Below are 21,618 nucleotides of genomic sequence, written 5' to 3'. Positions count from 1 at the left end.
AGCAGGTCTTTAGCTGTTGTACCGCTGCTTATCGCTACTCGCGGGTTTTACCCTCTTCGATAAACTCTTCGTCGATCTCTTCGACGTTTTCCCGGTTGTCGCGGCCGGAGAGCAGATTCCAGCAGGCGATGAACAGGGCAGCGATCAAGGGGCCAATCACGAAGCCGTTGATGCCGTACACTTCCATGCCGCCCAGCGTGGCAATCAGGATCAGGTAATCCGGCATTTTGGTATCTTTGCCGACCAGCAGCGGACGCAGGATATTGTCCACCAGCCCGACCACGATAACGAAGAAGCCCACCAGGAACAGGCCTTTCCACAGCGCACCGGTGGCGAAGAAGAAGATGGCCGCTGGCACCCAGACGATAGCCGAGCCGACTGCCGGGATCAGCGACAGGAACGCCATCAGCGCACCCCACAGCAGGCTGCCGTCGATGTCGGTGATCCAGAAGGCAAAGCCACCAAGCACCCCCTGAACCACGGCCACCACCACCGTGCCCTTGACCGTCGCGCGCGATACGGCGGCAAATTTCATCAGCAGATGGTGCTTAACATAGGTGGAGAGCGGCAGCGCTTCGAGAATCAGCCCGACCAGCCAGGCGCCGTCTTTCAACAGGAAAAACAGCAGATAAAGCATCACGCCAAAGCCCACGGTGAAGGTGAAGGTCCCTTTACCGATCAGGAATACGCTGCCCGCCATATATTGTCCGCCCTTCAGCGCAAAGCCGGAGAGTTTTTGCTGAATCTGTGCGGCATTGTTCAGATCGTGATCCGCCAGCCAGGTTTGTGCCCACTCCGGCAGATGCTGCAGCAGCGAGGCAAACACCGTCGGGAACTGCGCGGAATTGGTTTGCAGCTTGGTGTACACCGTATTGATCTCAACCACCAGCGACGAGGTGATGATTGCCAGCGGCGTAAACACGATCAGGCAGATAATCAGTAAGGTCACAAAAGAGGCCAGCCCGTTGCGGTCGCCCATTTTACGCCGCAGCAGTGATTTCAGTGGCGCAAAGATCACCGCCAGAATCGCCGCCCACAAAATGGCGGAGAAATAGGGCGCCAGCACATCAAAAAAGGCGACCGTGACAATCGCCAGAATCACTATAAAGAAACCGATATTTAACCCTTTAACACGCATGCAAAAGCCTCGCAGATAAACGTAGCGAATGAACTATAGAACGGCTTTTGCGGAATGTAATGTTTTTAGCGCGCAAGGCAAGGCGTGCAGGATGAAAAGCTGTCCCGATCTGTCCGCGCGATGTCCGCTCACAGGCTGGCGCGCCAGGGCGGCGGCGGCGATGATAGCCCTGAACCCTGACAGGAGAGTGCCATGCTGGAATTACGTCCTAACTGTGAATGCTGCGATAAAGATCTGCCGCCGGCCTCGCCTGATGCGCGCATCTGCTCGTTTGAGTGCACGTTTTGCGTTGACTGTGCGGAAGGCGTGCTGGCGCAGCACTGCCCGAACTGTGCGGGTGAGCTGGTACGGCGGCCGATACGTCCGGCGCAGGCGCTGCTGCGCCATCCGGCTGCAACTCAGCGATATCCTGTTTCTGCGCCACCCCGCTAAATTCGCCAGCGCAATTGGATTAATAGCCGGCGCATAATTATTGTGCGCCCGCTTGCTGGTTATTTAACCTTACGCTTCAGCGCAGTGAAAAATTAGCGTTATATTAATCACGCACATCGATTAATTGCCAGGGCAGCAATAGGGCTCGCATTATCAATGAAATGTGTCGGCCAGCTAGTTTGCCGGTCGGCTTAAATGGCGGCATAACTAAAAAATGGTATGGCTTAATTTTTATCTCTTAAATTCAATGCATTGTGATTTTGTGTCGATATCTTATACGGGCTGACTATATTTTCTGACGACAGCTGGTCAGAGCACGGACCTTATTTCCTTTCACGTTATGTACCTTTGGTGGTTATTTTCGCTGCCGTGAACATTTTTACGGTTTTTTCTGAAAATAGAAGTTTTCTGAAAGTATTTTGCCCTGATGAATGTTATTCTTTCCGGGCAATGCTAGTGATGTGGCGTTGTGTGCTTCAGTTTTACCCTCTTTTTAGCAGGGTTTCCCCGCTTTATGCTTTTTATGGAAATAGCATTGTCCGCCCGATCCCCGCGATCGGGTTTTCTTTATTCCCGCTGAATTAACTGCTTATTTCCCTGCCAGCCTTATCGTGCCACGCCACCATAAAGTCTCCACAATCGTTAAGAAAGCGCTAACCTGGCGTAATGTATTGTAAGTGTCCGATTTTTAAGACTTTTGGAAATGCTGTTTTAGCTTTGTTTAGGCAATAGTAAGCCTCAACGGCGCGCAGACTGCCGTTATCCCTGGAGGTAACACCATGAAAAAAACAACACTTACGATTATTGCGTCATTTATTGCATGCAGCACACTGTTTTCCAGCGTCTCCTGGGCCGACGGTCCCGGTGACCATCGCTGGGACCCGCACGGCGGCGACCGCCATCAGGATCGCGGCCCGGGTCCCGATCATCATGATCGTCGTGACTTTGGCCACGATCGCGGACCGGGCCCGGATCGTCACGACCACTATGCTGACCACCGTATGCCGGAGGGACATCGTGGCGGCGATCGCTTTGCCTGGCGCGGTCATGATTTTCGCCGTGGTTATCCGGCACCGCCGGAGTTCCGTGGTCCACACTATCGCGTCGACGACTGGCGGGCTCGCGGTCTGTATGAGCCGCCGCGCGGCGAGCACTGGGCCTTTATCGACGGAAATTATGTGTTAGTGGCGGCCGCGACCGGCATTATCACCGCCATTTTGCTGAATAACGCATTTAATTAATCCTGCCGCACGGATGGCGACGGCCATCCGTGTTTCTCTCCGCTTTCACCGCTCACCAGGTTATTCTCTGGACAACCCGTTTTTCCTTTCAACGCGTTAAGGAGTCATGATGACCATGGTAAAAATGGTGGCGGTGGATATGGACGGCACCTTTCTCGACGATAAAAAACAGTACAACCGGGCACGTTTTCAGGCCTGCTATCAGGAGATGAAGCGGCGCGGCATCAAATTTGTGGTCGCCAGCGGTAACCAGTATTACCAGCTCAAATCCTTCTTTCCCGACATCGCCAGTGAGATCGCCTTTGTCGCCGAAAATGGCGCGTGGATCCTCGATAGGGATGAGGAGCTGTTCTGCGGCGCGTTCTCGCGTGAGGACGTTAATGCCGTGCTCGATACCCTGCAGCGCGGTAACTATCCCAACCTGAAATACATCCTCTGCGGCCGTAACAGCGCTTATCACTTCAACACCATGGATGAGCAGTGGCTGGTCAAAATGCGTCACTACTGCCATCGCCTCAAGGCGATCGATAGCCTCGCTGACGTGGGCGATGACCGGCTGTTCAAGTTTGCGCTGAACCTGTCCGATGATTATGTCGATATTCTGATGGCTGATATTGAGCGTTTGCATCAGGGCGCGGCGGCGGCGACCTCCAGCGGGCACGGCTCGGTGGATTTGATTGTGCCCGGCTTGCACAAAGCCAACGGTCTGCGCCTGCTGCAGCAGCGCTGGGACATCAGCAGCGATGAGGTGCTGGCGTTTGGCGACGGCGGCAACGATCTGGAGATGCTGGTGCAGTCGCGCTTCAGCTTTGCCATGCAGAATGCGCCGCAGCGGGTCAAAGACGCTGCGCGCTACGGCGCACCGTCTAATAACCAGGAGGGCGTGCTGCAGGTGATTGAGCAGATGCTGGCGGGGGAAGGGCCGTTTGCTGGCTGAATAAGCAACGGGCAGCCTGCGCTGCCCGAAAGGCTCAGGCGACATGCCACGCGGCGGTAATCATCTCCGTGAGCGTGGCGGGATCATAATTGACCCAGCCGTTTTTGCTGTTGGCGCGCGCCACAATCCAGTCGACCTCTTCCGCGGCCAGCGTCGGTCCTTCCAGCCAGAACGGCACGATAGACTGCTGCTGCAGCCAGGCTTTCAGCGCCAGCGCCGGCGGTGCCGTTTCATCGGGCAGCAGGCGTTCAGCCAGCGCCGCCATCAGCCGCTGCTGTTCGGGGTGCGCGCTCTCCGCCAGTACATCCAGGAACGGGAACAGCAGACGACCGCAGACTTCGCCGTGATGGAACGGTTTAATCGCCCCCAGCTCGCCGGCAATACCGTGGATCACCCCCAAACCTGCGCTGCTCAGGCTGACACCGCCGAGCCATGATGCCATCATCATCGCTTCACGTGCCGCATCGCCGCGGCTGTCGTCCTGATTGAGGTACGGCCACGCCTGCATGAACAGTTGCAGCCCGTTGAGCGCGTTTTGCTGACTGAACAGGTTGCCCTTGCGTGACAGATAAGCCTCGAACAGGTGGGTAAAGGCATCGATGGCGCAGGTGGCCAGCACGCGATCCGGCGCTCCTTTGAGCAGATCGGGATCGAGAATCGCCACCTGCGGCACAAACACCGGATGGCGCAGCGAGGCCTTCACCTTAATGTGCTGCTGATCGGTTACCACCGCATTCTGCGTGACTTCGCTGCCGGTGCCGGCGGTGGTAGGAATGGCGATCAGCGGCAGCGTGACCGCCTGTACCGGCGTATCGCCCACTTTCTCGAGGTAGCGCGCGATATTCAGCGGATGCTGCATCATGGCGCCAAAGGCTTTGGCCGCATCCAGCACGCTGCCGCCGCCGATGGCGACAACGCGATCGACGTGGCCACGCCAGCGCGTCACCCAGCCATCAATCTCGTCTGGCGAGGCTTCATGGCTGACAATTTCATAGCCCAGAATGTGATCGTTCAGCGTCGCGCCCAGGCGTGCCCACGCCGGACTGTTGAGAAATGAGCGGCCGCAGAATAGCAGCGTGGGCTGCGGATTCGCCGCCAGCAGCGGGACCAGGCGGTCGATGCTGCCACGGCCAAACAGGGTTTGTTGATTACTGTACAGCTCAATCAGATTCTCACTCACCTGCAGATCCTTATCGGTTGGCATAAAACAGCTAGTGTAACCAAAAGCCACGCCGCTGCCGGGGCAAACATTCTGATAACCCTCCGACAAAAAGTTGATCACCTTCGCAAAACAGAAATTCACCCGCTGCACCAGGTGCTTTCCCGTCAATGTTACCCTTAACATGATACCGGTAACAGGATGTCGCATTCTGAAACATCTGGCACTGATAACCCCTTTGTCCCATTACAACAAACCGCTGCCGGTAATACGCCGAGCGCAAAAGTGGAGAAAAATTATGCCATTACTCTATGTGGCAATTGGCGTGGCGTTACTGCTGCTGCTGATGATTCGCTTCAAACTTAACGGCTTCATCGCGCTGATTCTGGTGGCACTGGCGGTGGGCATGATGCAGGGCATGCCGGTCAATAAAGTGATTGGATCGATCAAAACCGGCGTCGGCGGTACCCTGGGCAGCCTGGCGCTGATCATGGGCTTTGGCGCGATGCTGGGGAAACTGCTGGCCGACTGCGGCGGTGCGCAGCGTATCGCCACCACGCTGATCGAAAAATTCGGCCAGAAGCACATTCAGTGGGCGCTGGTGCTCACCGGCTTCACCGTGGGCTTTGCGCTGTTTTATGAAGTCGGGTTCGTGCTGATGCTGCCACTGGTGTTCAGCATTGCCGCATCGGCGCGCGTGCCGCTGCTGTATGTCGGCGTGCCGATGGCGGCCGCCTTATCCGTCACGCACGGCTTCCTGCCACCGCATCCAGGCCCGACCGCGATCGCCACGTTATTCAATGCCGACATGGGAAAAACCCTGCTGTACGGTACGCTGCTGGGTATTCCGACGGTGATTCTGGCCGGGCCGGTGTATGCGCGTTTCCTGAAAGGCATTGATAAGCCGATTCCGGAAGGGTTGTGGAACCCAAAAACTTTCAGTGAAGCGGAGATGCCAGGTTTTGGCGTTAGCGTTTGGACGGCGCTGGTGCCGGTAATCCTGATGGCGCTGCGTGCCGTGGCAGAAATGCTGCTGCCGAAAGGCCATGTGCTGCTGCCGTACGCGGAATTTTTTGGCGATCCGATCATGGCGACGCTGATTGCGGTGCTGATTGCCATCTTCACCTTTGGCCTTAACCGTGGCCGCAGCATGGATGAGGTGATGGGCACCATCACTGACTCGATCAAAATCATTGCCATGATGCTATTGATCATCGGCGGCGGCGGCGCCTTCAAACAGGTGCTGGTGGACAGTGGCGTAGATAAATACATCGCCGGCATGATGCATGAAACCAACGTCTCGCCAATCTTTATGGCGTGGTCAATTGCGGCGGTGCTGCGTATTGCGCTGGGATCTGCCACCGTCGCGGCGATTACCGCCGGCGGCATTGTGGCACCGCTGATTGCCACCAGCGGCGCCAGCCCGGAGCTGATGGTCATTGCCGTCGGTTCCGGCAGTGTCATCTTCTCGCACGTTAACGATCCGGGCTTCTGGCTGTTTAAGGAGTACTTCAACCTGACCATCGGTGAAACTATTCGCTCGTGGTCGGCGCTGGAAACCATCATCTCGGTGTGCGGTCTGCTGGGCTGTTTGCTGCTGTCCGCTGCGCTGTAACCGGCTGAGGCACTGTGCCTCAGCCCCGGCGGCTTACTGCGCTAAGGCGCGGAAGGCCGCCAGTTCGTCCTCCGGCATGCCAGCCTGGCGTGCCGCTGCGCAAATCTGCTGCCAGCTGTTGCTGTCCAGCGGAATGCCCTCGCTTTCACGTGCTGTACGGTTGCGCGTTTCCCATTCGCCCGGCACCAGAATCTCCGCCTCACCACTTTGCGGTGAACGCCTGACCCACGCGAGAAACTCTTCGGCTTCCTGCTGCATCGCCGGTGCGTCAAACGCGTCAGGGTTCAGGATAATGGTGGTCATGCCGTTAAAGATGGCGTCAGTGCCGGTGAGCAGCGTGGCGTCATGCGTAGTGCGACCGCCGGACAGCGCGCCGCCAAGGATTTCGCACATCGTCGCCAGCGCATAGCCTTTGTGCAGGCCGAAGGCGGTCAGCGCGCCATACGGCGACTGATGCATCACGCCCGGATCGGTGGTCGGCTGGCCCTGCGCATCAAGCAAATAGCCCGGTGCGACCGGCTGACCTTTGTTATACGCCACACGCGTTTTACCAAAGGCGATGCCGCTGGTGGCAAAGTCCAGCAGCAGCGGTTCGCCGTCGCGACGCGGAAACACCGCGCAGAACGGATTGGTGCCGAAGCGGCGATCGCTGCCGTTAAACGGCGCCACCATCGGATCGCCCATCACATTAACGAAGTGAAAGGAGACAAAGCCCGCTGCGGCACACTGCTCCGCCCAGTGACCGATACGGCCAATGTGGTGCGAATGATGCAGGCCGACCGCCGCAAGGCCAAACCTGTTCGCCCGCTCAATGCCGTGCTGCATGGCCTCGTACGCGGCCACCTGGCCAAAGCCTTTCTGGCCATTAAGGGTGAGGACCGCGCCAGCGTCTTTTTCGATGCTGACGTGCTGATTGAGCTGTAGAAAGCCCTGCGTCAGCGAGGCCATGTAGCTCGGTATCATGCCGACGCCGTGGGAGTCATGGCCCGCGAGGTTAGCAGCAACAAGATGGTCAGCCACCAGGCGCGCTTCTTCGGCGCTGCTACCGGCATGCAGCCAGATAGCCTGAACAAACTGATGTAAGCGGGAAGGGGAAACACGATGCAGTTCAGTCACGCGGTTAATCTCCTTATGGGGGGAGAGAGCATCCTGCGCTGAAATGGATAATAACCGCAAGTAAGGGCTGATAAAGGGCCACAACACGTGGCCCAACAAACTCAGTGCGGCTGTTCGAAGCCGGCTTTAACCATCTGTTCACGCAGTGCGCGTGCAATTTCACGGTTCCCACCCGTGATTGGATAAATAACGTTGTTGACGACATCGTCAAGATAATGCTCATCAAACTCTTGCAGGGTGAGCTGCGTACCGCCTTCGTCATTAATCGCAATGCTGCCACGAATGTGACTGCCATGATCCTTTGCCTTGAGGCTGTAACGACCCATGCTGGTATTAATCGTGCTCATATCATCTCCTTGTTACGTAGACATAGCGAACAATTGAGGCCTGCTACAGGCGCTGTAATTTTAGACAATCAGCGCGCTACGCGTGCGGCGGGATGGCAACGTAAGCGTTAAGCTGCGACCGGGCTCGCAGAAAAAAAGAGCAGGCAACAGTCTCTGAGGCAAGTGACTGGGATCGCGCTCGCAGCGCCCAGCGAAGCCGGAATAATCATCTATACTGAATGCACGATGCGTTATTTTTCATCCTGAAGGAGCGAACTATGAAAATAATACTGTGGATTATTGCCATCATCTTTATTGTCGGGTTACTGACGATTACTGGCGTGTTTAAACTGATTTTCTGACGCGTTCAGGCACCCGGCGGGTGCCTGAAAACATTATTCAACGTGACGTGCGGCAGAAGCAGAGTGCAGGGATGACAGCGGGATCACATCGCGCAGGCTGATCGGCTTGCCGCACGCGGCGCAACAGGCGCCGTGATGATCGGGATCGTCGACCTTTTCCTTGCCGGGTACTGTATAAAAAAATTTGGCGCAACCGCAGCGGCTGCAACGAATTGTCATCTCAGTTCCTCCTCTCTCCCTCCTGGAGTGATGAGATTTATCTCAATCATCGGGTGAGTTCAATTGATAAATTTTATTAATTTATTCATGAAATCAATTTCTATGGATAAGTTGCTGAATATTAAGTAATCACTCTAAGTAATCATCAACTGAGTAGTGCATTTTCTGCACCTTTTACCCTCTGCGTTTTGTTTATTTGCCGTTTCGACTCCGTTCGCGCAGTGAGGTAAAATTAACCAGCTGATTGCCAGCAGAGCCGGGTGCGACTGGCGCCACTGTGGCGCGCGCTGTACACGCTCGTGGCATCAGCCATTAACCCACGGCAGCACGGTGCGGCGCGATATGGCGCTATGCGGTGACTGCCGGATACAGGATGATTTAACAGGAAGCATTGTTGTGAACTGGCGTATTTCTGCAGCCTTTTGCGGCTGTATTTTGACTTCATCGGTCTCTTTTTCGACACCAGCGGCAACCACAGGCGAAGCGATTAAATCGGGCTGGAATACCTTCTCCGATAACGTGGCGCAAACCTGGACACAACCGCAAAATTACGATCTTTACGTCCCGGCTATCACCTGGCACAACCGCTTTACTTACGATGATGAACACATCAAAAAGTACAACGAGCGGCCGTGGGGTGCGGGCGGTGGCGTTTCGCGCTGGGATGAAAAGGGCAACTGGCACGGCCTGTATGCCATGGCGTTCAAAGACTCGTTTAACAAGTGGGAGCCCATCGCCGGCTACGGCTGGGAAGCGACCTGGCGACCGCTGAACGATCAGAATTTCCATCTGGGCGCCGGTTACACCGCAGGCGTGACGGCCAGGGATAACTGGCGATATATCCCGGTTCCGCTGGTATTGCCGCTGGCTTCGATAGGGTATGGCCCGGCAACCTTCCAAATGACTTACATTCCAGGCACTTATAACAATGGCAACGTCTATTTTGCCTGGTTAAGATTTCAGTTTTAGTCGCTGAAGATGCGCAGAAAGTGTGAAGGGCATGGAAAAAATCAATATTTATCACTTTTTCATCAATTCGCGCTGGACAAATGTCACTGCAATTGCTGTACTAGATGCCGACACAGTTTAGTGTCCATTTTTCATGTAAAGGTAATATAGATGTCCAAGATCAAAGGTAACGTTAAGTGGTTTAATGAGTCCAAAGGATTCGGTTTCATTACTCCAGAAGATGGCAGCAAAGATGTATTCGTACACTTCTCTGCTATCCAGAGCAACGGCTTCAAAACTCTGGCTGAAGGTCAGCGTGTAGAGTTTGAAATCACCGACGGCGCTAAAGGCCCATCTGCTGCTAACGTTACCGCTCTGTAAGTTAACAGTCAGAATTTTAAAAACCCGCCTGATGGCGGGTTTTTTTTGTGCTTTTTTCAGCCCTGCCACCAGCTAATGGCCCAGGCGATAATCACCAGCGTACTGAGCGACAGCGCCAGCCATTCATTAAAACAGTGCGGTACCAGATTCTTCATGTGCCATGCCTCGCAACTTCATTTATGCCAGCATGGCAAAGCAAGATTAAGCCAGCCTTAAGCCAGCGTGACAGCGGCATGACAAGGCACATTCTGCGGCGTCGCTCACAGATAATTCCCGTAACATACTCATAACAAAGCTTACTTGCAGATTTTTCAGCGGCAACGCTATATAACAGCAGTCAGGGAACGGAGGAGGCAGGATGAACATACGTGAAGCACAGGCCAAAGACAGCTTTGCCCTGAGTGCACTGTTAACCGAGCTGGGTTATCGCGGCACGGAAAAATTTATCAGCGATCGGCTGGCGCAATTGTGCGCCCATCCCGACGAGACGCTGCTGGTGGCGGAACACGGTAACCAGGTGCTGGGATTTCTTTCGCTGCACTTTATTCCGCAGCTGGCATTAGCGGGCGATTTCGCGCGCATCAGCTATTTCTGTATCGCCGAGGGCGAGCGCAGTAAAGGCAGCGGCCAGCAGCTGCTGAACCACGCCGAGCAACTGGCGCGTGCCCGCGGCTGCGACCGCATGGAAGTGCATTGTCACGCCTCGCGACTGAAAGCTAACCAGTTTTATGCGCGAGAAGGCTACGTTGAATCGCCACGCTATCACATCAAAGATCTGGGCTGATATTAAGCTCGCGTCCGCAGGCAATCACTAACGCATCGGCGATGCTGTCGAGCTGATCGGCCGGCAGCCGCGCAATGCTGACGCGAATGAACTGCCCGCTGTTGATGCTGCAGCGTTCGCCTGGCAGCACGGTGATGCCCCGGGCGGCGAGGGTGATCATGGCATACTGCTCTGACGCCACCGGCAGCATCACGCTCAGGCCGTCGCGATCTTCCTGTACCAGCCCGCGCCGCGCCAGTGCGGCCAGCAACTGCTGACGGCGCGCGGCATACGTGGCTTTGGCCTGCTGTATGCGCTGCTGGGTGGGCGCATCGCTCAGCATCCAGGCCACCGCATCCTGCAAAATACGGCTGGTCCAGCTGACCCCGAAGTTACGCCACGACTGCAGCCGTTTCACCAGTTCTGCCGTGCCGGATACCACCGCCAGCCGCAGATCCGGGCCGTAGGCTTTGGAAAAGGAGTGCACATGCAGCGTGCGCTGCGGATAGTGGCGGCCGAGACTCCATACCGGCCAGCGCGACAAATCGCCGATGCCATCATCCTCGACAATCAGGGTGGCACTCTGCGCCAGCACCTGCGCCAGCGCTTCGCTGCGCTGCTGGCTGACGCTGTAGCCGGTCGCTGAGTGGGTGCGTGGCTGATAAATGAACATCGCTGGCGCTTTCTGTAAGTGTGTCGCCAGCACCTCAGGCAGCGGTCCCTGCTCATCACCGGGCAGCGGCAGGATCTCGGCACCGATGTTGTCGAGCATATCCAGCAGACGCGTCGCCGTCGGATCTTCAATCACTACCCGATCGCCGGGTGACAGCAGCGTCTGCACTATCAGGTTCATGGCATCGAAGCCGCCATCGGTCGCCAGCCACGCCTCCGCCGGACAGGGCCAGCGCGGCGCAATGGCCGCCTGCAGCTGTGGCGAAATCGCCTCACGCTGATAGCTATTCAGCTGCGGTGACGCCAGCCCGGCCAGCATCGCCGGGCGCAGATCCGGCAGCAGTGCCGGATCGGGTGCTGCCATCGCCAGCGCGGCTTTGACGTTTTCACCATAGTTGCCAATTTTCTCAAAGCGGACCGGTCGCGGCATCACACTGTTGCCGCACACCCAGATTCCGCTTCGCCCTTTACCCGCCAGCACTTTCTGCTTTTTCAGCTGCGCCCAGGCCGCGGATACCGTGGCCGGACTCACGCCCAGCCGCTCCGCCAAATCGCGCACTGCCGGCATCTGCATGCCTACGGCAATCTGTCCGTCGCGAATCAATGTTGACGCGGCGAGGGTAATGCCTTTTACCGAGGCGTCGTTAATGTGCTGGCTGAGCCACTCTGCATCCACAATTTGCGTCATAAGAAAAAGCTTTGTTCAGTAACAAAGAAATGATTGTTCAGATTAGTATTCGCGTTTTAGACTCAAATTCAAGCACAATTTGCAGAAAAAATGCACAGCGCCAGCGTGGCGGCTGAACAAATGGAGAAGCACAACGATGATCACTATCAGACTGGCGGTGCGCGACTGGGATTACTTCACGCCGCTGGCGCTGGGCGATATTCAGCCACAGGGCTTCAGGCTGGTCATTGACCGCGTAGGCACGCTGGTGGATAACCTGGCCAGCAGTGAACACTACGAAGGCGGTGAGGTGTCGTTCAGCCGCTATGCGCAGGCACGGGCGCGCGGCGACAGCTCACTGCTCGGCCTGCCGCACTTTCTGATGCGTGGCTTTCGCCAGCGCTGCATCATCACCACCACCGCCAGCCCGCTCACCACGCCAGCCCAGCTGAAAGGCAAAAGAATCGGCGTTACCGGCTGGCAGGACTCCGGCAATACCTGGACGCGCACCGTGCTGCGCGAAGCGGGCGTCGATATCAACGACGCCTTCTGGTTTGCCGGACGCCTGACTGCTGATCATCCGATTGTTGACCGGCTGGCGGGATTTGGTCGCCCGGGCCGTATCGAACCGGCGCCGGACGAGCGTCCGCTGATTGAACTGTTGAAAGCCGGCGAGCTGGATGCGGTGTTCACGCCGTTTATGCCTGAGGGCTTTTTCCTGAAAGATTCCGGTCTGCGCCAGCTGCAGGCGGATTTCGTCAGTGCCGAGCGCGACTACTTCAACCGCGTCGGCTATGTGCCCGGTATTCATCTGCTGGCGCTGAAGCCGGCGCTGGCGGCGGCGCATCCGTGGCTGCCGCAGGCGCTGAGCGAGGTGATCGATCGCGCGTATCAGCTGTGGATGCGCAAACGCGAGAAGTACGCGGATACCACGCCGTGGCTGCTGGATGATTTGCGACGCACCGCGCAGGAATTGCCTGCCGACTGGAATCAAAACGGATTTACCGCTAACAAAAGGATGATTGCCGACTTCGCCCGTGAGCTGTTTCAGCAGGGCTTAACCACAACGTTGCTCTCGCCGGAGGAGATTTTCCCGGCGGCGGCCAGAGGGGAGTGAAAATGAAAGTAGCCATGGGGCAGTTCGCCGTTAGCCGCGAATGGCAGGAGAACAACGCCATTTGTCGTGGTCTGATGCAGGATGCGCTGGCGGCGGGCGCCGATCTGCTGGTGCTGCCGGAAGGCGTGCTGGCGCGCGATATCGCCGATCCCGATCTGGTGTTAAAAGCCGCACAGCCGCTGGACGGGCCGTTTGTCAGTCAGCTGCTGGAAACCAGCAAAGGTAACGCGCTGACCACCATGATGAGCGTGCACGTGCCGACGCAGGATAACAAAGCGCACAACGTGCTGATTGCCGTGCGTAATGGCGAAATCATCGCGCAGTACGTCAAGCTGCATCTGTACGATGCCTTCGCCATGCAGGAGTCGCAGCGGGTTAATCCGGGTGATGCCGTGCCGCCACTGGTTGAGGTGGCTGGCATGAAAGTCGGGCTGATGACCTGCTACGACGTGCGTTTTCCCGAACTGGCGCGCCGGCTGGTGCTGGACGGTGCCGACGTGCTGGTGCTGCCTTCCGCCTGGGTAAAAGGACCGTTAAAGGAGATGCACTGGGAACTGCTGACCAGTGCGCGCGCGCTGGAAAACACCTGCTACATGGTGGCGGTAGGCGAGTGCGGGCCGCGCAACATTGGTAACAGTCTGGTGATCGATCCGCTTGGCGTGGTGATTGCTAAGGCACCGGAGTGCGCTGCACTGGTGTTTGCCGAACTGGATCCGGCCCGCATCGCCTACGCCCGCAGCGTGCTGCCGGTACTGGAAAATCGCCGCTTTGCCCGTCCGGAATTGCAATCACTTTGACCTGCCTGGGGGAAACTGACTGATGAAAATGCTTTTAACCGCCATCGCGCTGGCGACCGGCCTGACGGCGAGCGTCGTCCAGGCAGCGGACGCCATTCCGACGCAAAAAATGGATAAGGCGCTGCACGATCGGCTGCCAGCGCAGATCAAACAGGCTGGCAAAATGATCTCGGTAAACAACGGCTCCTTTCCGCCGTATGAGATCGTTAACGGGCCGCACTCAATGGATGGCGCCTCGGCCGATCTTACCGTGGCGCTCGGCCAGCTGCTGGGCGTGAAAATTGAACACGCGACGGTGAGCGGTCTGTCCGGCGTACTGGCCGGCATTAATTCCGGACGCTATCAGATGGCCATCGGGCCGATAGGTGATTATCCGGATCGCCAGCAGAAGGTGGACTTCATCGACTACGTGCAGGAGTTCGTGGTGTTTGGCGTGCAGAAGGGCAATCCGGCGCACATCAACGGTCTGGCAGATACCTGCGGCAAGCGCATCGCGGTAATGGCGGCCGGTTCGGCGGAGCAGGTGATCCGCAAACAGTCAGCCGCCTGTGAGGCTGCGGGCAAACCTGCAGTCGTGGTGCAGTCCTTTACCGATCAGCCTTCGTCGATCCTGGCGGTGCGCTCGAAGCGTTCGGATGCCTTCTTCTCCTCGCAGGCGCCGCTGACCTATTTCATTGAGCAGGCGCAGGGGCAGCTTGAACTGTCTGGTCAGGGGCAGAAAAATGGCTTTGGCGATATCTTTCAGGGCACGGTCGTTCCCAAAGGCTCGCCGCTGGGCGAGGTGGTGCTGGATGCCTACAAAGAACTGTTTGCCAACGGCACCTACGCGGCCATCATGAAAAAGTGGCAGCTGGACGGCAACATGCTGCCGCAGCCGGGACGTAACCTGGCGCAGGAGACGGCAAAATGAGTGCCGTCGGCCCCAACGCGCGCCCCACGGATCAGGCTGACGTGCCGCAGCGCGACGTCGCTTTTGCCCGTAGCGCGCCCGCGTATGGACGCTGGGTTAGCTGGATCGTGGTCCTGACGCTGGCAGCGAATGGTCTGTGGCTGGTGGCGACCAATCCCAATTTTGAGTGGCACGTGGTGCTGCAGTGGTTTACCGAAGGCTCGGTGCTGAAAGGGCTGCAGGTGACGCTCGGGCTGACGGTGGTGTCGATGGTGCTGGGCACCCTGCTGGGGCTGCTGCTGGCGGTCTGGCGGCTGTCAGAGAATAAACTGCTGAGCGGCGTGTCGGCGCTCTACATCTGGTTCTTTCGCGGTACGCCGCTGCTGGTGCAGCTGATATTCTGGTACAACCTGTCGACACTGTTTCCCACGCTTTCGATCACCGTGCCGTGGACAGACATCACCTTTGCCAGCTGGAACACTAACGATCTGATCACGCCGCTGACTGCCGCCATCGCCGGTCTGGCGCTCAACGAGGCCGCCTATATGGCGGAGATTATCCGTGCCGGCCTGCTGTCGGTCGATCACGGTCAGGTTGAAACCACTCAGGCGTTTGGCATGAGCCGCAGCCGCGCGCTGCGGCGTATCATCATTCCACAGGCGATGCGCGCCATTATTCCCCCGACCGGCAACCAGCTGATTAGCATGATCAAAGCCACGTCGCTGGTGAGCGTCATCGCGATGGGCGATCTGCTCTATTCGGTGCAGGCCGTTTATAACCGTACCTTTGAAATCATTCCGATGCTGATGGTGGCGGTGATCTGGTATCTGCTGATTACCTCGATCCTCAACGTCGGCCAGTCAGCCATTGAGCGCTACTACGCGCGCGGCAGCAAACGTACCGTGGTGATGAACAAACGACGCGCCAGCAGTGACACGGCGCTGGCCGCGGCCCCGCGTTTAAAGGAGGACGTATGAGCGAGATTCAGCCGCTGGTGCGCGCGCGTAATGTGCAAAAGAGCTTCGGTGATAACGCGGTGCTGAAAGGCATCGATCTCGATGTGTTTCCGGGCGAAGTGGTGGTGATTCTCGGGCCTTCGGGCTCAGGCAAGTCGACCTTTCTGCGCTGCATTAATCATCTGGAAGAGATGAATGCCGGCTCGATTATGGTGGGCGACGAGCAGATTGGTTACGCGCTAAAGCGCGGTCTGCTGCATCGCCTGTCGGCGCGGAAAATTGCCCATCAGCGGCAGAAAATCGGCATGGTGTTTCAACAGTTCAATCTCTATCCCCATATGACGGTACTGCAAAACATCATGGAAGCGCCGATTGGCGTGCACAAGTTCCCACGCGATGAGGTGCTGCAACACGCGCGTGAGCTGCTGGCAACGGTCGGATTGAGCGATAAAGCCGACGCCTGGCCGCGACATTTGTCGGGGGGACAACAGCAGCGCGTGGCGATCGCCCGTGCGCTGGCGATCAAACCGCTGCTGATGCTGTTTGATGAACCGACTTCGGCACTGGATCCGGAGCTGGTGGGGGAAGTGCTGGCTACAATGCGAACGTTAGCCAATCGCGGCCTGACCATGATTGTGGTGACGCATGAGATTGGCTTTGCGCGTGAAGCCGCCGATCGCGTGGTGTTCATGGATGGTGGCGTGGTGGTGGAACAGGGACCGCCAGAGCAGGTGATTGGCAATCCGCAGCATCCGCGTACCCAGGCGTTTCTCAGCCGCTTTATCTGACCCTGAGATCTCACTCTGTTACAGATTGCAGTTGAGCGTGGTGAATAACTGCGCGTTAATAGTGATGTCCGTTTTTCGCGAAGGTTGAAAGGTAAAATATGGAAGGTATCAGTATTGCCAAACTGCTGATCATCGGTGCGCTTATCGTACTGCTTTTTGGCACCAACAAGTTACGTTCACTGGGTGGCGATCTGGGTTCCGCAATCAAGGGCTTTAAAAAAGCCATGAAAGATGATGAATCCACCGCAACCAAAAGCAGTGCCGGAGAAACGCCTGCTGAACGCGTCGGCCATAAAGAGTAATCTCTGCGCTGAACGTCAATAAGTGTAAATATTTATTACGTTAAAAAACCAGACTGCCACAGTCTGGTTTTCGTTTTTTAGTGCCATACAATGTGATGTTCCAGCGGTTCATCCCAGCCTGGCAGGTTGCCACCGTGATCGCCGCTGGCGGTTAGCGTGCTGTCAGCGCTGTGCCACTCATCCAGCCATGCTTCGCTGAAGGTCAGCGGCAGAAGAGCGGGCGCAATATCATCCTGCTGCATCGCCAGTTCCATCAGTGCGCAATCAATCGCGCTGAGATCGCTGTCATCAATCGGCGTGATAATAGCGGCAGGCTGCGGCAGTACGGTAATCAACTTATTGTAACGGCTGCTGACATGCCCCTGTTCATCGACGAACTCTGCACTGAAAACATGCTGTGTCGCGCTTAAATCGGCGGGCTGAGCGAACTGCCAGAGACCCTGTGCGTCGCCCGTTACCACTTCAATCAGCACATTATCGATATAAATATGCACCTGAGCGCCCGCCGCCAGCGTGCCGCTAAACATTTTCGGCTCACCGCTGTCGTCGTAATCCACCGCATAGTCGTGTTGCTGTATGTCGCGCAGCACAGCCACCTCAGGCAGGCTCAGCGGCTGCCGGGCTGGGGGCGTGGTAGCAGGCGACGGGCGGGGCGTCTGATGTTCAGCTGAATACCATGCCGCAGGCAGCGTGCCGACCAGCGACAGCGCCGGGCTGAGCGCCGGAACCTCAGGCAGGCTGTGCCAGACGCTCTCGCCGGCGGCCTGCTGCGCTGGCGGCAGCGCTGGCAGCAATGGCGTTTCATCCGGCGTTACGCTGCGCAGTTCGGTGAACGGCAGTGCGGGCGCGGGCGCGGACGCAGGCTGCGCGCTTTGCGGCAGGTGCAGATGAATTTCGTCGTAGCGGTGGTCGATGCTGATGGCGGTGGCAAGAAACGCCAGTTCGCACGACGCATGGGGCGTCACGAACGGATTAGTGATATCCATGGGCGTGGTGCGCGCTTTTAGCGCATCCAGGCTTTCGCCCGACGCGCCGCTTCGCGGTCTACCAGAGGATGGACCTGACACATCCGCCGCCCGCATAAAATCGAGCTCATCGATATGAAAGGATGATTGCATAATCTGACCTTTATGAAAAAAACACTGAGAAAATAAAAAATAATAAACAGGCTCTTATGGCCTCAGCGGTTAAAGCGACAGATTTGCGACAGGAATTAAGCTGTTTAAGCAGAATTTTTGCGATTGCGCCGCAGCAGGGCGCAATCGCGGCAGGAGATTACTTCACTTCCAGGCCTTTCGCCTGCATATCAGCGTGATAAGACGAGCGGACGAACGGACCGCATGCCGCATGGGTGAAGCCCATCGCCAGCGCTTCTTCTTTCATCTCATCAAACTCCGCCGGGCTGACGTAACGCTGTACCGGCAGGTGGTGACGGCTTGGCTGCAGGTACTGGCCGAGGGTCAGCATGGTGACACCGTGGCGACGCAGATCGCGCATCACCTCGATGATTTCCGCATTGGTTTCCCCGAGACCGACCATCAGACCGGATTTGGTTGGCACGTCCGGATGCGCCTCTTTAAAACGCTCCAGCAGCTTCAGCGACCACTCATAGTTAGCGCCCGGACGCACCTGACGATAGACGCGCGGTACGTTTTCCAGGTTATGGTTGAACACATCCGGCGGCGTAGCCGTGAGGATCTCCAGCGCGCGATCCATACGCCCGCGGAAGTCCGGCACCAGCGTTTCAATTTTAATGCTCGGGCTTTTTTCGCGGATGGCGCTGATGCAGTCAGCAAAGTGCTGTGCACCGCCGTCACGCAGATCGTCGCGGTCCACTGAGGTGATCACCACATAGCGCAGCGCCATGTCGGCGATGGTTTGTGCCAGCTTCAGCGGCTCGTTGGCGTCCGGCGCGTTTGGCCGACCGTGTGCCACATCGCAGAACGGACAGCGGCGGGTACAGATGGCACCGAGGATCATAAAGGTGGCGGTGCCGTGGTTAAAGCATTCGGCAAGGTTAGGGCAGGAAGCCTCTTCACACACCGAGTGCAGGCCGTTTTTACGCATCGCCGCTTTGATGCCCTGAATGCGGCTGGAATCCGCAGGCAGCTTGATCTTCATCCACTCCGGCTTACGCAGGATTTCCTGGCGTTCGGTGACCACGGTTTTTACCGGAATCAGCGCCATTTTGTCGGCATCGCGATACTTGACGCCACGTTCCATCTGAATTGGTTTACTCATAAATCTGCAGGTTCCGGTCGGGATTGCGATTTGAAAGCTTCCTCACTCAAACTGAGAACCAGGCTTTCAACTTTATTTGAAAAAATTGCAAAAATTATATCATCTCGCCGGGGCAGAAGCAGCCGATAAGCCGTGGCGAAAGTTACAATTTTGTAAATGCGCACGTACGGTCAAGGTCAGCGCGCGGCCTCATCATGCCATTCCGTGTCGCTAAAGCCGGTCAGGCGCGCGAAATGCTGCACCAGGCGCGGTTGCACGTCCGCCGGCGTGACGCCGGGCCGGAAGGCGCTGATCTGCGTCATCTCCATGCCGGCATAGCCACAGGGATTGATGCGCAGGAAGGGCGCCAGATCCATCGCAACATTGAGCGCCAGACCGTGAAACGAGCAGCCTTTCCGGATGCGCAGGCCGAGCGAACAGATTTTCGCATCGCCAACGTATACGCCGGGCGCATCCGCACGCGCACGCGCGCTGATGTCGTAATCAGCCAGCGTAGCGATGACCGTCTCTTCCAGTGCGGTGACCAGATCGCGCACGCCCAGCTTGCGGCGTTTAACGTCAATCAGTACATACATCACCTGCTGGCCCGGGCCGTGATAGGTTACCTGGCCGCCGCGATCGCTCTGTACCACCGGAATGTCGCCCGGCACCAGCACATGTTCGGCTTTGCCCGCCTGGCCCTGAGTAAACACCGCGGAGTGTTCCACCAGCCAGATTTCATCGGCGGTGGCGCTGTCGCGCCGATCGGTAAAGTGATGCATGGCATCGGAGACGGGCTGCCAGTCGCGCTGGCCAAGCTGACGAACAAGAAGCGTATTAGCAGACAAAGCAGAAGTCCGGTAGCGAGTGGAGGGCAGAGTATAACGCTGGCAAAGCGGCCTTTACCAGCGTCAGCATTACAGCACCATGCGCACGATTTCGATGTTGCCCAGCTCTTCGTACAGGGTTTCCACCTGTTCGATGTGGGTGGCGTTAATGGTGATCGAAACCGAGTGATAATTGCCTTTGCTGCTGGGCTTCACGTCAGGGCTGTAGTCGCCGGGCGCATGACGCTGCACCACTTCAACCACTTGATCAACCAGCTCCGGTTGCGCCAGGCCCATCACTTTGTAGGTAAAAGGCGTCGGGAATTCGAGCAGTTCATTCAGTTTGGTTTTCATATTAACTCCGGTGCATAAAAAACAGGCTCCCGCCGAAGCGGGAGCAATATAGTAGCTTATCTGGGGACGGGTTGGCGATTTTTCAAGCGCGCCTTAGCCGAACCAGTGATGGAACATCAGTTTGATGTAATCGATGATGCGGCTGAAGAAACCGCCTTCCTGCACTTCGTTCAGCACCACCAGCGGACGCTGTTCAATGGTTTTACCATCCAGCTGGAAGTTGATGCTGCCCACGACCTGGTTTTTCTGCAGCGGCGCGTGCAGTTCGGTGTTGTTCAGCACGTAACTGGCCTTGAGGTCTTTCATGCGGCCGCGCGGGATGGTCAGGTAGGCATCTTTTTCCACGCCGAGCTGCACGCGATCGCTGTTGCCAAACCATACCGGCTCAGACGCAAACTCTTTGCCCGCCTTCAGCGGTGCCACGGTTTCGAAGAAGCGGAAGCCCCAGGTCAGCAGCTTTTTACTTTCGGTTTCACGGCCTTTGAAGGTGTGACCGCCCATCACCGCCGAGATCAGACGCATCTGGCCTTCGGTCGCTGACGCCACCAGGTTGTAGCCGGCGGCTTCGGTGTGGCCGGTTTTGATGCCGTCGACGTTCAGGCTGGTATCCCACAGCAGGCCGTTACGGTTCATCTGGCGGATGTTATTAAAGGTGAACTCTTTCTCTCTGTAGACCGCGTACTCATCCGGCACATCGCGAATCAGCGCCTGGCCAATCAGCGCCATGTCACGCGCCGTACTGTACTGACCGTCAGCATCAAGACCGTGCACGGTCTGGAAATGGGTATTTTTCAGGCCCAGCGCACCCACGTAGTTGTTCATCAGGTTAACGAACGCGTCCTGGCTGCCGGCAACGTAATCGGCCATTGCCACGCAGGCGTCGTTACCGGACTGCAGCACAATACCGCGCGTCAGCTGAGAGACCGGTACGCGATCGCCCGGCTTGAGGAACATCAGCGAGGAGCCTTTGAACACCGGATTGCCGGTTGCCCAGGCATCTTTACCGACGGTAACAATGTCATCCTGATGGATTTTGCCCGCTTTGACCGCCTGGCCGATGACGTAGCTGGTCATCATTTTGGTCAGACTGGCCGGGTCGCGGCGCGCGTCCGCGTTCTTTTCCGCCAGCACTTTGCCGGAGTTATAGTCGATCAGCACGTAAGCTTCGGCATCGATGTCCGGCACGCCCGGAATCATGGTTTTCAGATTAACATCATCTGCAAAGGCAACGTGGCTGAGGGAGAGAGCGACCAGTGATCCCACTGTCAGGCGTTTCAGAAAACGAGAAGGTTTCAGCGTATTCATGTTCAGGACTACAGCATCCGTGGGGTTAAGAGTGAAAAAAGTGCCTTACTATAGCAAAGCTGCCATCGTGCGACATCTGGCTTTATG

24 protein-coding genes are annotated in these 21,618 nt (G+C 57.2%); 13 read left to right on the top strand and 11 right to left on the bottom strand.

Annotated elements, in window-relative coordinates:
* Positions 1-34 precede the first annotated feature (34 nt).
* Positions 35-1,138, bottom strand: coding sequence for an AI-2E family transporter (locus C1N60_RS14500; protein WP_262256332.1), 1,104 nt, complete (start codon positions 1,136-1,138; stop codon positions 35-37).
* A 192-nt stretch (positions 1,139-1,330) separates the two neighbouring features.
* Between C1N60_RS14500 and C1N60_RS14495 the strand changes: the two genes are divergently transcribed.
* The 3 genes from C1N60_RS14495 (at position 1,331) to C1N60_RS14485 (ending at position 3,748) form a co-directional block, all read left to right on the top strand.
* Complete coding sequence (locus C1N60_RS14495) at positions 1,331-1,570, top strand: DUF1272 domain-containing protein (RefSeq protein WP_058781242.1); 240 nt, start codon at positions 1,331-1,333, stop codon at positions 1,568-1,570.
* A 779-nt stretch (positions 1,571-2,349) separates the two neighbouring features.
* Positions 2,350-2,811, top strand: coding sequence for an RcnB family protein (locus C1N60_RS14490; RefSeq protein ID WP_058781243.1), 462 nt, complete (start codon positions 2,350-2,352; stop codon positions 2,809-2,811).
* 109 nt (positions 2,812-2,920) lie between these two features.
* On the top strand, positions 2,921-3,748 hold the full coding sequence (locus C1N60_RS14485) for a Cof-type HAD-IIB family hydrolase (RefSeq protein ID WP_136545641.1): 828 nt from the start codon (positions 2,921-2,923) through the stop codon (positions 3,746-3,748).
* 34 nt (positions 3,749-3,782) lie between these two features.
* Here C1N60_RS14485 and C1N60_RS14480 read toward each other — a convergent pair whose 3' ends face one another.
* A complete protein-coding gene (locus tag C1N60_RS14480; protein WP_394521014.1) occupies positions 3,783-4,928 on the bottom strand; it encodes an iron-containing alcohol dehydrogenase in 1,146 nt (381 codons plus the stop codon).
* A 277-nt stretch (positions 4,929-5,205) separates the two neighbouring features.
* On the opposite strand from C1N60_RS14480, the gene gntT reads away from it, so the two are divergent.
* Positions 5,206-6,522, top strand: coding sequence for a gluconate transporter (gntT, locus tag C1N60_RS14475; protein ID WP_021508602.1), 1,317 nt, complete (start codon positions 5,206-5,208; stop codon positions 6,520-6,522).
* A 33-nt stretch (positions 6,523-6,555) separates the two neighbouring features.
* Here gntT and C1N60_RS14470 read toward each other — a convergent pair whose 3' ends face one another.
* The 3 genes from C1N60_RS14470 to C1N60_RS14460 form a co-directional block, all read right to left on the bottom strand.
* Positions 6,556-7,638 (bottom strand): malate/lactate/ureidoglycolate dehydrogenase, encoded by a 1,083-nt coding sequence (locus C1N60_RS14470; protein ID WP_348878633.1) that lies wholly within the window; start codon positions 7,636-7,638, stop codon positions 6,556-6,558.
* 101 nt (positions 7,639-7,739) lie between these two features.
* Positions 7,740-7,985: a hypothetical protein gene (locus C1N60_RS14465; protein WP_021508600.1), complete on the bottom strand. Its 246-nt coding sequence runs from the start codon at positions 7,983-7,985 to the stop codon at positions 7,740-7,742.
* A gap of 374 nt (positions 7,986-8,359) precedes the next feature.
* On the bottom strand, positions 8,360-8,545 hold the full coding sequence (locus tag C1N60_RS14460; protein ID WP_058757910.1) for an ECs_2282 family putative zinc-binding protein: 186 nt from the start codon (positions 8,543-8,545) through the stop codon (positions 8,360-8,362).
* 396 nt (positions 8,546-8,941) lie between these two features.
* Between C1N60_RS14460 and pagP the strand changes: the two genes are divergently transcribed.
* From pagP to C1N60_RS14445, 3 genes are all read left to right on the top strand, one after another.
* Complete coding sequence (pagP, locus tag C1N60_RS14455; RefSeq protein WP_021508599.1) at positions 8,942-9,514, top strand: lipid IV(A) palmitoyltransferase PagP; 573 nt, start codon at positions 8,942-8,944, stop codon at positions 9,512-9,514.
* 150 nt (positions 9,515-9,664) lie between these two features.
* A complete protein-coding gene (cspE, locus tag C1N60_RS14450) occupies positions 9,665-9,874 on the top strand; it encodes a transcription antiterminator/RNA stability regulator CspE (RefSeq protein WP_010615627.1) in 210 nt (69 codons plus the stop codon).
* Between the two features lie 358 nt (positions 9,875-10,232).
* Positions 10,233-10,658, top strand: coding sequence for a GNAT family N-acetyltransferase (locus tag C1N60_RS14445; RefSeq protein ID WP_021508597.1), 426 nt, complete (start codon positions 10,233-10,235; stop codon positions 10,656-10,658).
* Here C1N60_RS14445 and C1N60_RS14440 read toward each other — a convergent pair.
* Positions 10,642-11,997: an aminotransferase class I/II-fold pyridoxal phosphate-dependent enzyme gene (locus C1N60_RS14440; RefSeq protein ID WP_211725135.1), complete on the bottom strand. Its 1,356-nt coding sequence runs from the start codon at positions 11,995-11,997 to the stop codon at positions 10,642-10,644. The genes C1N60_RS14445 and C1N60_RS14440 overlap by 17 nt on opposite strands.
* A gap of 136 nt (positions 11,998-12,133) precedes the next feature.
* Between C1N60_RS14440 and C1N60_RS14435 the strand changes: the two genes are divergently transcribed.
* The 6 genes from C1N60_RS14435 to tatE all read left to right on the top strand — a co-directional run bounded on the left by C1N60_RS14435 (position 12,134) and on the right by tatE (position 16,825).
* Positions 12,134-13,093, top strand: coding sequence for a hypothetical protein (locus C1N60_RS14435; protein WP_058775270.1), 960 nt, complete (start codon positions 12,134-12,136; stop codon positions 13,091-13,093).
* Positions 13,094-13,095: 2 nt separating this feature from the next.
* On the top strand, positions 13,096-13,890 hold the full coding sequence (locus tag C1N60_RS14430) for a deaminated glutathione amidase (protein WP_238561085.1): 795 nt from the start codon (positions 13,096-13,098) through the stop codon (positions 13,888-13,890).
* Positions 13,891-13,912: 22 nt separating this feature from the next.
* Positions 13,913-14,800, top strand: a complete 888-nt coding sequence (locus C1N60_RS14425; RefSeq protein ID WP_104092684.1) for an ABC transporter substrate-binding protein — start codon at positions 13,913-13,915, stop codon at positions 14,798-14,800.
* Complete coding sequence (locus C1N60_RS14420; RefSeq protein WP_211725133.1) at positions 14,797-15,756, top strand: amino acid ABC transporter permease; 960 nt, start codon at positions 14,797-14,799, stop codon at positions 15,754-15,756. The genes C1N60_RS14425 and C1N60_RS14420 overlap by 4 nt, the downstream gene beginning before the upstream one ends.
* Positions 15,753-16,523: an amino acid ABC transporter ATP-binding protein gene (locus C1N60_RS14415; protein ID WP_058757904.1), complete on the top strand. Its 771-nt coding sequence runs from the start codon at positions 15,753-15,755 to the stop codon at positions 16,521-16,523. The genes C1N60_RS14420 and C1N60_RS14415 overlap by 4 nt, the downstream gene beginning before the upstream one ends.
* Positions 16,524-16,621: 98 nt before the next feature.
* Complete coding sequence (gene tatE / locus C1N60_RS14410; RefSeq protein WP_394521013.1) at positions 16,622-16,825, top strand: twin-arginine translocase subunit TatE; 204 nt, start codon at positions 16,622-16,624, stop codon at positions 16,823-16,825.
* Between the two features lie 77 nt (positions 16,826-16,902).
* Here tatE and C1N60_RS14405 read toward each other — a convergent pair whose 3' ends face one another.
* The 5 genes from C1N60_RS14405 to dacA all read right to left on the bottom strand — a co-directional run bounded on the left by C1N60_RS14405 (position 16,903) and on the right by dacA (position 21,531).
* A complete protein-coding gene (locus tag C1N60_RS14405; protein ID WP_394521012.1) occupies positions 16,903-17,943 on the bottom strand; it encodes a hypothetical protein in 1,041 nt (346 codons plus the stop codon).
* 157 nt (positions 17,944-18,100) lie between these two features.
* Complete coding sequence (gene lipA, locus C1N60_RS14400) at positions 18,101-19,066, bottom strand: lipoyl synthase (protein WP_058781252.1); 966 nt, start codon at positions 19,064-19,066, stop codon at positions 18,101-18,103.
* A gap of 176 nt (positions 19,067-19,242) precedes the next feature.
* The gene (gene lipB, locus C1N60_RS14395; protein WP_058781253.1) at positions 19,243-19,893 is read right to left on the bottom strand and encodes a lipoyl(octanoyl) transferase LipB; all 651 of its coding nucleotides are present in this window, start codon (positions 19,891-19,893) and stop codon (positions 19,243-19,245) included.
* Positions 19,894-19,962: 69 nt separating this feature from the next.
* A complete protein-coding gene (gene ybeD, locus C1N60_RS14390) occupies positions 19,963-20,226 on the bottom strand; it encodes a DUF493 family protein YbeD (protein WP_010618866.1) in 264 nt (87 codons plus the stop codon).
* Between the two features lie 93 nt (positions 20,227-20,319).
* Positions 20,320-21,531, bottom strand: a complete 1,212-nt coding sequence (gene dacA, locus C1N60_RS14385) for a D-alanyl-D-alanine carboxypeptidase DacA (protein WP_021508587.1) — start codon at positions 21,529-21,531, stop codon at positions 20,320-20,322.
* Positions 21,532-21,618 lie beyond the last annotated feature (87 nt).

The organism is Pantoea sp. SGAir0184, from assembly GCF_043544755.1.
This window is presented reverse-complemented; position numbering and strand designations above follow the sequence as displayed.

Excerpts from the sequence above, each read along its gene's own strand:
- C1N60_RS14500 (WP_262256332.1), bottom strand. The coding sequence starts at position 1,138 with ATGCGTGTTAAAGGGTTAAATATCGGTTTCTTTATAGTGATTCTGGCG.
- C1N60_RS14495 (WP_058781242.1), top strand. The coding sequence starts at position 1,331 with ATGCTGGAATTACGTCCTAACTGTGAATGCTGCGATAAAGATCTGCCG.
- C1N60_RS14490 (WP_058781243.1), top strand. The coding sequence starts at position 2,350 with ATGAAAAAAACAACACTTACGATTATTGCGTCATTTATTGCATGCAGC.
- C1N60_RS14485 (WP_136545641.1), top strand. The coding sequence starts at position 2,921 with ATGACCATGGTAAAAATGGTGGCGGTGGATATGGACGGCACCTTTCTC.
- gntT (WP_021508602.1), top strand. The coding sequence starts at position 5,206 with ATGCCATTACTCTATGTGGCAATTGGCGTGGCGTTACTGCTGCTGCTG.
- C1N60_RS14465 (WP_021508600.1), bottom strand. The coding sequence starts at position 7,985 with ATGAGCACGATTAATACCAGCATGGGTCGTTACAGCCTCAAGGCAAAG.
- C1N60_RS14460 (WP_058757910.1), bottom strand. The coding sequence starts at position 8,545 with ATGACAATTCGTTGCAGCCGCTGCGGTTGCGCCAAATTTTTTTATACA.
- cspE (WP_010615627.1), top strand. The coding sequence starts at position 9,665 with ATGTCCAAGATCAAAGGTAACGTTAAGTGGTTTAATGAGTCCAAAGGA.
- C1N60_RS14445 (WP_021508597.1), top strand. The coding sequence starts at position 10,233 with ATGAACATACGTGAAGCACAGGCCAAAGACAGCTTTGCCCTGAGTGCA.
- C1N60_RS14440 (WP_211725135.1), bottom strand. The coding sequence starts at position 11,997 with ATGACGCAAATTGTGGATGCAGAGTGGCTCAGCCAGCACATTAACGAC.
- C1N60_RS14435 (WP_058775270.1), top strand. The coding sequence starts at position 12,134 with ATGATCACTATCAGACTGGCGGTGCGCGACTGGGATTACTTCACGCCG.
- C1N60_RS14430 (WP_238561085.1), top strand. The coding sequence starts at position 13,096 with ATGAAAGTAGCCATGGGGCAGTTCGCCGTTAGCCGCGAATGGCAGGAG.
- C1N60_RS14425 (WP_104092684.1), top strand. The coding sequence starts at position 13,913 with ATGAAAATGCTTTTAACCGCCATCGCGCTGGCGACCGGCCTGACGGCG.
- C1N60_RS14420 (WP_211725133.1), top strand. The coding sequence starts at position 14,797 with ATGAGTGCCGTCGGCCCCAACGCGCGCCCCACGGATCAGGCTGACGTG.
- C1N60_RS14415 (WP_058757904.1), top strand. The coding sequence starts at position 15,753 with ATGAGCGAGATTCAGCCGCTGGTGCGCGCGCGTAATGTGCAAAAGAGC.
- tatE (WP_394521013.1), top strand. The coding sequence starts at position 16,622 with ATGGAAGGTATCAGTATTGCCAAACTGCTGATCATCGGTGCGCTTATC.
- C1N60_RS14405 (WP_394521012.1), bottom strand. The coding sequence starts at position 17,943 with ATGCAATCATCCTTTCATATCGATGAGCTCGATTTTATGCGGGCGGCG.
- lipA (WP_058781252.1), bottom strand. The coding sequence starts at position 19,066 with ATGAGTAAACCAATTCAGATGGAACGTGGCGTCAAGTATCGCGATGCC.
- ybeD (WP_010618866.1), bottom strand. The coding sequence starts at position 20,226 with ATGAAAACCAAACTGAATGAACTGCTCGAATTCCCGACGCCTTTTACC.
- dacA (WP_021508587.1), bottom strand. The coding sequence starts at position 21,531 with ATGAATACGCTGAAACCTTCTCGTTTTCTGAAACGCCTGACAGTGGGA.